At 58.7% G+C, this 13,624-nt stretch carries 12 protein-coding genes; 5 read left to right on the top strand and 7 right to left on the bottom strand.

From position 1 onward, the window contains the following. Nucleotides 1–51: 51 nt before the first annotated feature. Nucleotides 52–2,298, bottom strand: coding sequence for a bifunctional (p)ppGpp synthetase/guanosine-3',5'-bis(diphosphate) 3'-pyrophosphohydrolase (locus FIV03_RS24220; protein WP_152511281.1), 2,247 nt, complete (start codon nucleotides 2,296–2,298; stop codon nucleotides 52–54). 108 nt (nucleotides 2,299–2,406) lie between these two features. Continuing rightward, nucleotides 2,407–2,808 carry a DNA-directed RNA polymerase subunit omega gene (rpoZ, locus tag FIV03_RS24215; RefSeq protein WP_023003789.1) on the bottom strand — a complete coding sequence of 134 codons (402 nt, stop codon included), beginning with the start codon at nucleotides 2,806–2,808 and terminating at the stop codon, nucleotides 2,407–2,409. A gap of 400 nt (nucleotides 2,809–3,208) precedes the next feature. Between rpoZ and FIV03_RS24210 the strand changes: the two genes are divergently transcribed. Continuing rightward, entirely contained in the window at nucleotides 3,209–3,802 is a 594-nt protein-coding gene (locus FIV03_RS24210; RefSeq protein ID WP_023003790.1) for an NYN domain-containing protein, read from the top strand. A gap of 14 nt (nucleotides 3,803–3,816) precedes the next feature. Then, the gene (locus FIV03_RS24205) at nucleotides 3,817–4,476 is read left to right on the top strand and encodes a uracil-DNA glycosylase (RefSeq protein WP_152511280.1); all 660 of its coding nucleotides are present in this window, start codon (nucleotides 3,817–3,819) and stop codon (nucleotides 4,474–4,476) included. A gap of 262 nt (nucleotides 4,477–4,738) precedes the next feature. On the opposite strand, the gene FIV03_RS24200 is transcribed toward FIV03_RS24205, so the two are convergent. Together FIV03_RS24200 and FIV03_RS24195 are read right to left on the bottom strand one after the other, a co-directional pair. Next, nucleotides 4,739–5,521 carry an arginyltransferase gene (locus tag FIV03_RS24200; RefSeq protein WP_152511279.1) on the bottom strand — a complete coding sequence of 261 codons (783 nt, stop codon included), beginning with the start codon at nucleotides 5,519–5,521 and terminating at the stop codon, nucleotides 4,739–4,741. Between the two features lie 45 nt (nucleotides 5,522–5,566). Further along, entirely contained in the window at nucleotides 5,567–7,399 is a 1,833-nt protein-coding gene (locus FIV03_RS24195) for an SLC13 family permease (RefSeq protein WP_152511278.1), read from the bottom strand. A gap of 199 nt (nucleotides 7,400–7,598) precedes the next feature. On the opposite strand from FIV03_RS24195, the gene FIV03_RS24190 reads away from it, so the two are divergent. Next, nucleotides 7,599–8,084 (top strand): TspO/MBR family protein, encoded by a 486-nt coding sequence (locus FIV03_RS24190; RefSeq protein ID WP_173013929.1) that lies wholly within the window; start codon nucleotides 7,599–7,601, stop codon nucleotides 8,082–8,084. 2 nt (nucleotides 8,085–8,086) lie between these two features. On the opposite strand, the gene FIV03_RS24185 is transcribed toward FIV03_RS24190, so the two are convergent. The 3 genes from FIV03_RS24185 to hemB form a co-directional block, all read right to left on the bottom strand. After that, nucleotides 8,087–8,593 carry an RDD family protein gene (locus tag FIV03_RS24185; RefSeq protein ID WP_152511276.1) on the bottom strand — a complete coding sequence of 169 codons (507 nt, stop codon included), beginning with the start codon at nucleotides 8,591–8,593 and terminating at the stop codon, nucleotides 8,087–8,089. Nucleotides 8,594–8,866: 273 nt separating this feature from the next. Then, complete coding sequence (locus FIV03_RS24180; RefSeq protein ID WP_152511275.1) at nucleotides 8,867–10,117, bottom strand: threonine ammonia-lyase; 1,251 nt, start codon at nucleotides 10,115–10,117, stop codon at nucleotides 8,867–8,869. Further along, entirely contained in the window at nucleotides 10,114–11,109 is a 996-nt protein-coding gene (gene hemB / locus FIV03_RS24175) for a porphobilinogen synthase (RefSeq protein ID WP_286202315.1), read from the bottom strand. Before hemB ends, FIV03_RS24180 begins: the two co-directional genes overlap by 4 nt. Before the next feature lie 274 nt (nucleotides 11,110–11,383). Here hemB and FIV03_RS24170 point away from each other — a divergent pair, with 274 nt between their 5' ends. Together FIV03_RS24170 and FIV03_RS24165 are read left to right on the top strand one after the other, a co-directional pair. Further along, nucleotides 11,384–12,523 (top strand): isobutyryl-CoA dehydrogenase, encoded by a 1,140-nt coding sequence (locus FIV03_RS24170; RefSeq protein ID WP_152511273.1) that lies wholly within the window; start codon nucleotides 11,384–11,386, stop codon nucleotides 12,521–12,523. A gap of 53 nt (nucleotides 12,524–12,576) precedes the next feature. Then, entirely contained in the window at nucleotides 12,577–13,614 is a 1,038-nt protein-coding gene (locus FIV03_RS24165; protein WP_152511272.1) for an enoyl-CoA hydratase/isomerase family protein, read from the top strand. Nucleotides 13,615–13,624: the final 10 nt, after the last annotated feature.

The raw sequence follows: 13,624 nt of genomic DNA, 5'->3' as shown, positions 1-13,624 counted from the left end.
TCACTCACCGGCAAGCCGCCTTGTCCTTATGTGCCTGCTACCGTTTGTAATCTAGCCATTCACACGGCTGACGCTGGAAACATTAGGCTTGGTTCGCAGCTGATTTATGATCCTGTTCAGGTGCTTCAGGTCCCAGACTTCAAGATCGATGATCATCTGATGAAAGTCCGAGGCTCGCTGCATCATCTTGACGTTGTCGATGTTGCCGCTGTTTTCGCCGATCACCTGCGCGATGGTCGCCAGGGAACCAGGTTCGTTTGCAGCCGAAATGTCCAGACGTGCTGGGAACCGTTCCGGATTGTTGACGTCGATGTCCCAGCGAACGTCGACCCAGCGCTCTGTCTGGTCGTCGAATTCCTTCAGGGACGGCGATTGTATTGGATAGATGGTCAGTCCTTCGGACGGGGTCAAGATGCCGACGATACGGTCGCCGGGAACAGCACCGCCATCGGGAGCAAAAGTAACCGGGATGTCGCCGGACAGACCACGAATGGGAAGCGCCGGGCCTTCTTCTGGCTCGCCACTCTCGCTGGCGGTTGCCTTGTCTGCATCCAGTTCGCCGGGCGGAATGCGGAACTTCAGGCCATGACCCTGTTTCAGGCCGAACCAGCCTTCTTCCAGGGGCGGGCCGGAAATGGCAACGCGCTCGTCCTGATAGTCCGGGTGAGCCGATTTCAGAACCAGTTGGGCGGATAGATCCCCCCGTCCGACGGCAGCCAGCAAGTCGGCGACGCTGGCCTGGTGCAGGAGATCGAGGATCGCTTCCAGCAGGTCTTCCGAATAGGCTTTTTCAGCTCTGGCGAATGCGCGCTTCAGAATATGTTCGCCAAGGGCTCCATATTGCTTGCGCACGGATTCTCTGGTGGCGCGGCGGATCGCGGCGCGGGCCTTGCCGGTAACGGCAATCGCTTCCCAGGCCGGTGGCGGGGTCTGCGCGGGCGAACGGATGATTTCGACCTCGTCGCCGTTATGCAGCTCGGTCACCAGCGGCATGATCTTGCCGTTGATCTTGCAGCCGACACATGTGTTGCCGATACCGGTATGAACCGCATAGGCGAAATCGATCGGCGTTGCACCGCGGGGCAGGGCGATCAAACGGCCTTTTGGGCTGAAGCAGAAGACCTGGTCATGGAAAAGTTCCAGCTTGGTGTTTTCCAGGAATTCTTCCGGCGTGTCGCCCTGAGCCAGCAGTTCGGTCGTGCGGCGGAGCCATTCGAAGGCACGGCAGTCTTCCGTATGCCGGGCGATATTGCGTCCGCCGAATTCGCCGTCCTTGTAAAGCGCGTGTGCGGCAATACCGTATTCGGCCACCCGATCCATGGAAATGGTCCGGATCTGCAGTTCCACACGCTGGCGGGATGGTCCCACAATCGTGGTGTGGATCGACTTGTAGTCGTTCTGTTTGGGCGTGGAGATATAGTCCTTGAACCGGCCGGGAACGGTCGGCCAGGTCGTGTGAATGACACCCAGAACGCGGTAGCAGGCTTCCACGGTGCCGACGGTGACGCGGAACCCGTATATATCGGACAGCTGCTCGAAGCCGATAGCCTTTCGCTGCATCTTGCGAAAGATGGAGTAGGGACGTTTTTCACGGCCCTTCACGAGGGCGGCCATTCCCCGTTCGCTAAGGCGTTCGGTCAGCGTTGTCTCGATGTCCAGGATCAGATCGCGGTTGCGTTCGCGCAGATCGACCAGACGATCGGTGATGGTTTCATAAGCTTCGGGGTTGAGCGTATGGAAGGCAATGTCTTCCAGCTCTTCGCGCATGTCGTGCATGCCCATGCGTCCGGCGAGCGGCGCATAGATTTCCATCGTTTCTTCCGCGATCCGTCCACGCTTGTGCTCCGGCATGTGGTGGAGCGTGCGCATGTTGTGCAGACGGTCAGCCAGCTTGACCAGAAGCACGCGGACGTCATCGGCAATCGCAAGCAGAAGCTTGCGGAAGTTTTCTGCCTGCTTGGCCTTCTGGGAAACCAGGTCCAGGCGCTTGATCTTTGTCAGGCCTTCAACCAGCTTGCCGATTTCCTCGCCGAACAGGGAGTCGATCTCGGCCCGGGTCGCGTCGGTGTCCTCGATCGTGTCATGCAGCAAGGCAACGGCGATGGTGGCGTCGTCCAGGCGCAGGTCCGTGAGGATCGCGGCAACTTCAAGCGGATGGGAGAAATAGGGGTCGCCAGACGCACGCGTCTGGGTACCATGCTTTTGCATGGCATAGACGTAAGCCTTGTTGAGCAAGGCTTCGTCGGCGTCCGGATTGTAGCGCGTAACTCGTTCAACGAGTTCGTATTGACGCATCATGGCCGCAACCGACCCTGGCAAACGGCTGAGACATCAGCGGGACAGACAAAAGTCGCCCGAAGCGCCGGGGAAACCCCGTCGCGCTTCAGACGAACTTGTGAACTCAAATCAGACGTCGTCGGTCCGCTCCGGCGGAACGAGGCCTTCGAGGCCGCGCAGAAGGTCTTCTTCGGACATGCGGTCGAATTCGACCGCGCTGTCGTCAACGTTGTTGACCTGCGTCATCTGATGCTGGTTCGAGGACGGAACCATCGGCACGGCTTCGGCCTCGGGCTCATCCACTTCCACATATTTCTGCAGCGAGTGGATCAGGTCCTCTTTCATGTCTTCCGGGCTGACGGTCTGCTCGGCAATCTCGCGAAGCGCAACAACGGGGTTCTTGTCGTTGTCACGGTCAATGGTCAGCGGCGAGCCGCTCGAGATCATGCGAGCGCGATGCGCAGCAAGCAGCACCAGCTCAAACCGGTTTTCGACCTTGTCGATGCAGTCCTCGACGGTCACGCGCGCCATTCGACGTCTCCATAGGCTTAAGGAACTTGAAGAACCAGCGTATAGTGTTCACGTTTCCAAAAAGCAACCCCTTGTCAAATTTGAGAGGAGGAGGTCAGATCCCGGAACGCATAGGCAAAGAATCCGCTGTTTTTTTGTCTGATTTGGTGCAGGCTACTCGCTTTTGCATTGCGGCACTCCAATATAATGGTGTAGGCCACTAGTAACGGCCCTTTTCAGAATCAGAAGGCCGTTGACAAAACAAAACGATAAGCTGTGTGACGCCACGGAATACGCGGTAAACTTACAGCAAAATATACGTCGCCTTATAGAGTGCGCCTGGAATTGGTCGCGGGAAGCCGGTTCCTTCTACGCCAAATTGCAAGAGCGACGTGTATGACTCGGAAAGGTTTCAAATAAGATGTTTGACGCTCGAGAAAAAGTTGCTTTGTTCATTGATGGAGCGAACTTGTACTCAACGGCCAAGGCAATTGGTTTTGACATCGACTACAAACGTTTGCTGAAAGAGTTCCAGGGACAGGCGTATCTCCTGCGGGCGTACTATTACACCGCGCTGATCGAAGATCAGGAGTATTCCTCCATCCGTCCGCTGATCGATTGGCTTGACTATAACGGCTACAAGGTCATCACCAAACCGGTGAAGGAATTTGTCGACAGTGCCGGCCGCCGCAAGGTGAAAGGCAACATGGACATTGAACTTGCCGTTGATGCCATGGAACTGGTCGAGTCCGTTGATCACGTGGTGCTGTTCTCAGGCGACGGCGATTTCCGCTCTCTGGTCGAGGCGCTGCAGCGCAAGGGCCGCAAGGTGAGCGTGGTTTCGACCTTGAAGACCCAGCCGCCGATGATCGCTGACGACCTGCGTCGCCAGGCCGACCACTTCATCGATCTGGCCAGCCTTGCCAACAAGATCGGCCGTGATCCGTCCGAACGTCCTGCCCGTCCGCAGACCCCCGCTCAAGTCGATGAAGACGACGAGGACGACGACTACTGAGGCTTGATCGGGCAATGTCCGACTATATCGCAGACCATGGGCCAGTCGATCCCCCATCAGATTGTCCGGCCTGTCCCCGCCTTGTTGCCCTGCGTGAAGAGCTGAAAGTTGCCTATCCCGACTGGCACAACGCGCCGGTTCCGTCATTCGGAGCCGACGCGCCGCGTCTTCTGATCATCGGCCTGGCGCCGGGCATGAAAGGGGCGAACTGTACGGGCCGCCCCTTTACAGGGGACTATGCGGGAGATCTCCTCTACCAGACCATGATCGAATTCGGTTTTGCCGAAGGGACCTATAAGGCCCGGCCGGACGACGGTCTGCAGTTGAAGGATGCGATGATCACCAACGCGGTGCGCTGCCTGCCGCTGCAGAACAAGCCAACCGGCGCGGAAATCAAGACCTGCCGCCCGTATCTTTTGTCGACGCTGGACGCCAATCCGTCGATCAAGGCTGTGCTTGCTCTCGGCCGGATCGCGCATGAGACTTTTCTGTCGGCCCTGGATCAGCGTCGGGCATCTTTCGCCTTTGCCCACGGCGCACGGCACGAGCTTCCCGGAACGGGACTGACGCTTTTCGACAGTTATCACTGCTCTCGCTACAACACCAACACAGGCCGCCTCACCGAGGAAATGTTCCACTCGGTCTTCAGGCAGATCCGCTCGTTTATTCCTTAGGAACACGACGGTGTAACGCTCTCGTCGCAGTTCGGTGATGTCGATAAAATTATCAGCCCTTTCCCGAGCGCAGCCCCCCCTTCCAACCTCATCCTGAGGAGGACCGTCAGGTCCGTCTCGAAGGATGGGCCACTTGCTCAAGAGTGTGTCGCCCATCCTTCGAGACAGCGCTGACGCGCTTCCTCAGGATGAGGTGTTGGGGTGGGAGCTGCCGCAATGTAGAGGAGAGGGCAGGGGCAGGCGTGCGCCGCCTTCCACACGGTCATTCCTCTGAATGCGGTTCCGTTTGATACGCCTCAGCGTCGACAACGAGCCAGCCGTTGGGGCCAAGATGTTCCTGCGGTTTGAAGCGGGCCTTGTAGGCCATCTTCTGGGAGCCGTTGACCCAATAGCCAAGATAAACGTAGGGCAGGTTCATCTTCCGGGCCCGTTCTATGTGATCCAGGATCATGTAGGTGCCGAGCGGGGTCCTGGTGTAGTCGGGGTCGTAGAAGGAATAGACCATCGACAACCCGTCCGAGAGCTGATCGGAAAGGGCAACACCCAACAACGGGCCTTCGCCGGCTCCGGTGATGAAGCTGTTCGGACCGCGTTGGCGATACTCCAGGACAATCGTTTCGACATGTGTGTCTTCGACCATCATTGCGTAGTCGAGGACACTCATCTCCGTCATGCCGCCGTTCTCGTGTCGGGCTTGAAGATAATCGCGGAAGAGATCGTATTGTTCGGCAGACGGGCTGGGCGGCAGACGGGCGCCGACGATGTCCGTGCCGGATTTCCAGACTCGCTTGAACGACTTGCTCCACTTGAAATCATCGACGCGGACGCGAACCGAGATGCAGGCCTGGCACCGTTCGCAGGCCGGGCGGTAGGCGATATTCTGACTGCGCCGGAAACCGCCCTGCGTCAGTACCTCGTTGAGGGCGGGAGCGCCATGGCCGACAAGATGGGTAAAGACCTTGCGCTCTTGTTTTCCCTCAAGATAAGGGCAGGGCGCTGGCGCCGTAAGGTAGAACTGCGGATGATCTGTGGGGTGCCGTGTCACCGTTTTGTCCCGCGAAACCTTTAGATTTGTTCTCTATTCCCGGTCCTATAGTCCGTAATACCATGGCGCGACCAGAGAGAAGGTCAACCATAAAATGAGCGCAAGCGGTGTGCCAGCCCGCACAAAGTCGTTGAACTTGTAGTGACCCGGACCCATCACGATCAGGTTGGTCTGATAGCCGATCGGCGTCGCAAACGACGAGTTGGCCGCAATGATCAGGCAGACGACGAAGGCTTCCGGGCTCGCACCGATCTGGTTTGCCAGATTGATCGCAATCGGTGTGAACAGGACAGCCGCCGCGTTGTTCGACAGGAAGTTTGTCAGGATCATCACGATGAAGAACAAGGCCGACAGCATCACGGTCGGCGATGCCCCGGCGAGCAAATGAACCAGTCCGGTGGCAATCGCATTCGCGCCGCCGGTACCCTCCAGTGCAACGGCAGCCGCAAGCGAGGCGCCCACCAGCATGAAAATGCGGCTGTCGATGGCGCGCATGGCCTGGCGGATGTTGAGACAACCCGACACAATCATGGCGAAGGTCCCGGCCACGGCGGTGGTGACAATGGGAACAAGACCGCTGGCAGCCAGCGCGACAACAAGAGCGAAGATGACAAGTGCCCGTGGCGCGTAGCGTTTGCGCGGCACTTCCGCCATCGACCAGTCCAGCAGCAGCACGTCGCGATTGCCGCGCAGGCGCGCGATCGCCTCTTCACTGCCGGCCACGAGAAGCACGTCACCCGCTTCCAGGCGAATGTCGTTCATCGCCATGCGCGGCATGCGGCTGCGGCGCTGGATACCCATCACCAGACAGCCGGTGTCGGTGTAAAAGCCCGACTGGGGCAAGGTGCGTCCCATCAGGCGGGACGCGGGGGCCACCACCACTTCCGCCAGGCTGATCGTACCGGCAGGTGCCTGGGTCTCGCGGCCGGAGTTGCTGGTATCTGAATCTGCTTCCATCAGCGGCTGCCGGCGAGCCAGAGCATTGGCAAGGGCTGCACGCGTGGCCGCCACGATCACGGTATCGCCGGGAGAGAGCACCACGTTTTCAAACGGGGGTAGAATTGGCTTCTGGCCTCGTTGAACCAGTCTTACCGTCATGTCCTTCAATTGCGGGAACATGCCGGATACGGATTCCACGCCCACCAGCGGATGACCATAGGTGATTTCGATCTGGGCGATAAACTGCTTGCCGGAGGAGCTCTGGAACTCTTCCGCCATGGTTTTGCGCACCGGAAGCAGCTTCGGCATGATGAACAGCACATAGATCGAGCCGACACCGGCGATGATCAGTCCGATTGGGGTGAAACTGAAAAAGGTCAGTTTGAGATCGGAACTTTGCGCCGCGAAATTTGCTACCAGCAGGTTGGTCGACGAGCCGATCAACGTCGTCATGCCGCCAAGGATCGCGAGGAAAGACAGGGGCATCAGCACACGGGCCGGCGACTGGCCGACCGTTGCGGCAACAGCAGTCAGGATCGGCAGAAACATCACCACAACAGGGGTGTTGTTCAAGAATGCGCTGAGCGCCGCGACAGTCAGGAGAACAGGGATTGCAGCCCGCAGCGACCGTCCGCGCGTCATTTTGACGATCGCCTTTGCCGGTGCTTCCAGCGCGTCCGTCTGGAACAGTCCCTGGCCGATGATCAGGAGGCAGATGACCGTTATCAGCGCCGGATTTGAGAAGCCGGACAGGAAGTCGCCGGTGGTGATAAGCGAACCGTCCGGTCGCTCGACCGGAAAAACCGAAAAGATGACAATGAAGGCGGAAACGGACCCGAGGGCTATTGTTTCAATCGCGTACCGCTCGACGGCGTACAGGACGACAGTGGACGCGATCACCACGAAGGTCAGCGCCATTGCAATATCAACTGAGTCCATTCACCTGCCCAAAGCCACCTTGGCCAATTTCACGAACCTGCACTTTAAAGCAGGCGGTCCCGGCAATGGAAGAGCCTTAAGATAATATTGCCGTTGATATATTCCTTTGAGGCAATGACACTGTCAAAGTTCATCCGCCGTTACCGCGATTTGATCCGATTAATGGGAACCCGGACTGGCGATCCGCGTTGAAGAAGTCATGAAATCAGATAACCCAATTTCGCCTTCGTTCCCGAAAGACCTGCTCTCGCTGGTCTTGTTTCTGGCGGTTGTCTTGGGTGTCGGCATCACGATCGGCGTTTTGAACACACCAGGCGCCTGGTACGAGGCCTTGCAGAAGCCGCCGTTCAATCCGCCCAACTGGGTCTTCGCGCCTGCCTGGACCATTCTTTACATTCTGATAGCGATTGCCGGCTGGCGGACATTCCTTCGGGCACCTGATAGCCGCGTGATGAAAATCTGGTACGGGCAGATGGTTCTCAACTGGATCTGGTCGCCACTCTTCTTCACGCTCCACTTCATGTGGACGGCTTTTGCCGTGATCGCGGTGATGCTCTACCTGATCCTGAACTTTATCGGTGGAAGCTGGCAAACGGATCGTTTGTCGGCGCAGCTGTTCATACCCTACGCGCTCTGGACCTGCTTTGCCGGAGTATTGAACCTGTCGCTGGCTCTCTTGAACTGACCTTACACCTGGCCGCGCACATAGCCTTGATGGGAGGCCGAGTTGATCACCACCGTTCCCAGTACGAGGTCGTGCAGCAGGCGTTTACGGTCGGAAAACAGTGACACCAGCAAAACGAGCGGCGTCAGCAAAGAGACCGAAAACCAGAACAGGATGACATGGACGGCTGCCAGAAGCGGGTAGGGCTTTGCGCCATACCAGAGGCGCATTTCCAGTCCCATCGCACGCATGCCCAGGGTTGACGCCTGCGAGCCACCAAGGGTGAAGGCGACATAGAGCAGCGCAACCGCCGTCGGCAGGATGCCGTAAAGCAGGAAGCCGAGTCCCAGCGTAAAGACACCCAGGAAGAACACCACGATGCCGGCACCGAAGGTTAACAACGTGATCACGATCAGATCGATGAAGAAGGCAAAGATGCGCCGGCTGCGCACGCCGGAAAACAGCTCCGGATTGCTCACAGGATCGAAAACGTCCTGACGGGCATATTCGGAGGTGGTTTCAGCTGACATGGTTCGGCTCCCTTGGGTTCGATGATCAACATGTGGTGATTTGGAGCGGGTTTCGCAAATCATTTGCCGGGTGAAGCCGAACCGTTCCGCGGGTAATCCACGCCACCCCCTCATCCTGAGGAAGCGCGGAGCTCTGTCTCGAAGGATGGGCGGCATACGCCGGAGCAAGGAGTCCATCCTTCGAGACGGTCCTCCGGTCCTCCTCAGGATGAGGTCGGTGTGTGGAGTGTCCGCATCAATAGCCGTGTAATGAAGGACTGAGGTGGCAGCCCTTCAGTCCATCCGCTCGCCGATTTCCAGGTAGCGCACCACGAAGGCGCGTTCGCGCAGAGCGGCGACGATACGCTCGCCATGTGGACGGTCAAAGGCCTCGAAGGTGACGTCCAGCGTTGCTCCTTTCGCGGGAACATTGAGGAACAGGCGATGGTGTTCAACGTCGACCACGTTGCCCTGCATGTCACCGATCACGGTTGCGATTTCACCCAGAACGCCGGGGCGGTCCGGCGTGTCGATCCGGATCGAGACCAGTTTGCCATCGCGTGCAAGTTCGCGAACCACGATCTTGGACAGCAGTCTCGGATCGATATTGCCGCCGCAAAGAACCAGGCCAACCCTCTTGCCGGCAAATCGCTCGGGTTCGGTCAGCAAGGCCGCGAGACCGGCAGCGCCTGCGCCTTCCGCAATGGTCCGTTGCAAGGTCAGATAGGCGTTGATCGCCCGCTCGATGCTGCTTTCCGAAACAAGCAGGATATCATCGACGGCCCTTTTGACGACTTCGGTCGTCAGGACGCCGATGTCGCGCACAGCGATACCTTCTGCGATGGTCGCCCCTTCGCAGCGCACGTCCTTGCCATAGAAGGCGCCCCACATGCCGGGGTAAAGCGTCGTCTCAACGCCAATCACTTCGACGGAAGGTTTGAGAGCTTTTGCCGCCGTGGCGATGCCGGCGATGAGGCCGCCACCGCCGATCGGCACGACGAGAACATCGAGATCCGGCTGCTGCGCCAGCATCTCGATGCCGATCGTGCCCTGGCCGTGAATGACATGGGCATCGTCGTATGGGTGAACCCAGACGAGATTGTTCTGTTCGGCCAGCCTGTCGGCTTCTTCCTTCGCCTCGGCCAGCGTGTTTCCCGCCAGGACCACCTCTGCACCGTGGTTGCGGGTCGCGGAGATCTTCACGAATGGCGTCAGAACCGGCATGACGATGGTTGCCGGTATGCCAAGCCGTCCGGCGTGGTAGGCAACACCCTGGGCGTGGTTGCCGGCCGAAACAGCAATCACGCCGCGCTTCTTTTCATCCGCCGTCAGGCTGGAGAGCTTCACCAGCGCACCACGTTCCTTGAAGGCGCCGGTGACCTGCATGTTTTCGTATTTTACAAAGACATCCGCCCCTGTGAGCTGCGAAAGCCGCGGAGCGGGCAGGCACGGGGTCTCGATTACGGCGCCCTTCAAAAGCGCAGCCGCTTCCTGAACCTTGTCGAATGTGACGCTGTCAGCGGTGGTTGCCCCGGTGGAGGTCATTTCCCGGCTGCCAGCATTTCGGCCACCTTCGGTGCGAAATAGGTCAGGATGCCGTCGGCGCCGGCGCGCTTGAAGGCGAGCAGACTTTCCAGCATCGCCTTGTCTCCGTCCAGCCAGCCGTTTGCGGCCGCGGCCTTGATCATCGCGTATTCGCCTGACACCTGATACGCGTAGGTCGGAACCTGGAACTCGTCCTTTATCCGCCGGACAATGTCGAGGTAGGGCATGCCTGGCTTGACCATCACCATGTCGGCGCCTTCGGCAATGTCCAGTTCGGCTTCCCGAAGGGCTTCGTTCGTATTGGCCGGATCCATCTGGTATGTGCGCTTATCGCCAACCAGGGTCCCCGACGAGCCGACGGCGTCCCGGAACGGACCATAGAAGGCGGAGGCGTATTTCGCCGAATAGGCCATGATCTGCGTTCCGCGATGACCTTGAGAATCGAGAGCCTGTCGAATGGCGCCGATACGTCCGTCCATCATGTCGGACGGGGCGATCACGTCTGATCCGGCTTCCGCCTGCACCAGGGCCTGCCGGCAGAGCTGATCCACTGTCTCGTCGTTCAGGATCGTCTCGCCTTCCATCAACCCGTCATGACCGTGGCTGGTGTATGGATCAAGGGCGACGTCCGTCATCAGTCCCAGGTTCAGGCCTTCCGCCTTGATTGCGCGCAAGGCGCGACAGGTCAGGTTTTCAGGATTGAGAGCCTCGGAACCTGTTTCATCACGAAGACCAGGATCGGTGTAGGGAAACAGTGCCAGTGCCGGAATGTTCAACTTCGCTGCCTTCTCGGCGTCGCGGACGGCTTCATCCACGGACAGGCGCACAACATCCGGCATGGACGGAACGGACTGACGGATATTCTCGCCGTCCACCAGGAAAATCGGCCAGATCAGGTCATCGACCGTAAGGCTGTTCTCGCGCACCAGACGGCGTGACCAGTCGCTCTGGCGGTTGCGGCGCATGCGGGTGCCGGCCAGAAGTGTGTCCATATGGTCGGAGGTGATCGGCGGGAGGGGAGATTTTGACGGCATCGGCCCTGACTGTTCGCTAGGAGATGTTGGAAAGCGTATTCTGATCGAAGTGAGCCGCCAATCTATCACGCAGATTGACGCAATCCAACATTCTGTAAAATAACTGAATTTAATAAAGAAAAAGAGATTGTTTGACGTTCGCGTCAAATGTGCTTTAGTGCTGCCGCGAAGACAGGGCGCAGACCTTTCCGGAGGAGGAAGCGCGCCGCCACCGCTTGAGGGAGGATAACCCGTGGACTTTTCACTGAACGAAGATCAGCGCGCCTTTCAGGACATGGCGGCAAGTTTCTCGCGGGATGAACTGGCGCCATTTGCCAAGGAATGGGACGAGGAAAGCCACTTTCCGATTCCCACCCTGCGCAAGGCAGCCGAGCTTGGGTTCGGTGGCATCTATGTGAAGGAAGATGTCGGCGGTTCCGCGCTCACCCGGCTGGATGCAACGCTGATCTTCGAGGAACTGTCCAGGGGCTGTACGTCGACGGCGGCCTATATATCCATTCACAACATGGTCGCCTGGATCATCGATACATATGGCTCGGAGGACCTGCGCCAGAAGTATCTGCCCAGGCTCTGCACCATGGACCTGCTCACAAGCTACTGTCTCACCGAACCGGGCTCGGGTTCGGATGCAGCGAGCCTGCGTACCAGCGCCAAGGATGATGGCGACCATTATATCCTCAACGGCTCCAAGGCATTCATCTCCGGTGGCGGCGTTAGTGATCTGTATGCGGTAATGGTCCGCACAGGTGGTGAGGGCCCGTCCGGCGTTTCCTGTCTTCTGGTCGAAAAAGGGACACCCGGTCTTAGCTTCGGTGCCAACGAGGTGAAGCTCGGCTGGAAGAGCCAGCCGACGGCCCAGGTCAATTTTCAGGATTGCCGGGTGCCGAAGTCAAATCTGATCGGATCGGAAGGGCAGGGCTTCAAGATTGCGATGGCGGCGCTCGATGGCGGCCGGCTCAACATCGGCGCCTGCTCGATGGGGGCTGCACAGGCCTGTCTCGATCACGCCCTGGCCTATGTGCAGGAACGCAAGCAGTTTGGTCGACCGATTGCCGACTTCCAGGCACTTCAGTTCCGCCTGGCGGATATGGCAACCGAATTGGAAGCAGCCCGTCTGCTCTTGCACAAGGCCGCTTCGGCGGTGGATGCGAAATCGCATGACGCCACCAAGCTTGCGGCCATGGCCAAGCGGCTTGCCACCGACACCGGCTTCAAGGTGGTCAACGAAGCACTGCAGCTTCATGGCGGCTACGGCTATCTGCGCGACTATCCTATCGAGCGTTATTTCCGCGACGTGCGGGTGCATCAGATCCTGGAAGGCACCAACGAGATCATGCGGCTGATCATTGCGCGGCAGCTGCTGAAGGACTGATCGAGTTTTCCGTCCCATTCCGTTGAAACGACTCTTCTTTTTGCGAGGCGCCAGTGAGCGACGAGATTCTTTTCCAGAAGCGCGGCAAGGCCGGGTTTGTCATCCTGAACCGGCCGAAGGCACTGAATGCGATCAACCACGCCATGGTCCTGGCAATGGCCGAGCAATTGTCGCGCTGGGCGGAAGATCCGGAAATCGCACACATCGTCGTTACGGGTGCTGGCGACAAGGCGTTCTGCGCAGGTGGCGACATTCGCAGCATCTATGATGCCCGAATGAGCGGGCAGACCGATGGCCTGAGCGCCTTCTTCCGTGACGAGTACATGCTCAACGCACAGATCAAGGCCTATCCGAAGCCTTACATCGCTCTCGTCAACGGGATTGTCATGGGAGGCGGTGTCGGGGTGTCGGTTCATGGCAGCTATCGCATCGGCACGGAAAAGACTTTGTTTGCGATGCCTGAAACCGGAATTGGCTTTTTCCCGGATGTCGGCGGGACATTCTTCCTGCCGCGCATGCCCAGGAACAGCGGCGTCTACTGTGCACTTAGCTCCGGCAGGCTGAAACAGGGCGATGCTCTGGCTACCGGCGTCCTGACCCACGCCGTTTCGGAAGAAAGCCTTGCTGACCTGGAACAGGACCTTGAAACAGCAGACGATATCGGCGCAGTGCTTGCGCCGTATCTGACGACGCCGGAGAAGGGGCCCGTCTGCGAAAGTCTCGACGTTATCGACGAGATCTTTTCGGCTGCATCGGTGGAAGACATTCTGTCGCGTCTGGATGCTTCACAGAGTGAATTTGCCGGGAAGGCCGCTGCCGCGATCCGGCAAAAATCACCGACAAGCGTTCTGATTGCTTTCGAGCAAATGAAGCGAGGCCGCAAGCTTTCCTTCAATGAATGCATGAAGCTTGAATATCGCATCGTCTCGCGCATTCTGCAGGGGACGGAGTTCTACGAAGGCATTCGTGCTGTGCTGGTCGACAAGGATCAGACGCCAAAATGGTCGCCTGCCCAGTTTGGCCAAGTGGACAGCGCCGAGCTGGCGTCGTATTTCGAGGAACCTGCTGACGGAGATCTGCCGCTCAGCTGAGCTCAACCTG

This window comes from Labrenzia sp. THAF187b, assembly GCF_009363375.1.
GTDB lineage: Bacteria > Pseudomonadota > Alphaproteobacteria > Rhizobiales > Stappiaceae > Roseibium > Roseibium algicola.
The sequence above is the reverse complement of the archived record's forward strand: the minus strand, read 5'-3'. Positions and strand labels throughout refer to the sequence as shown.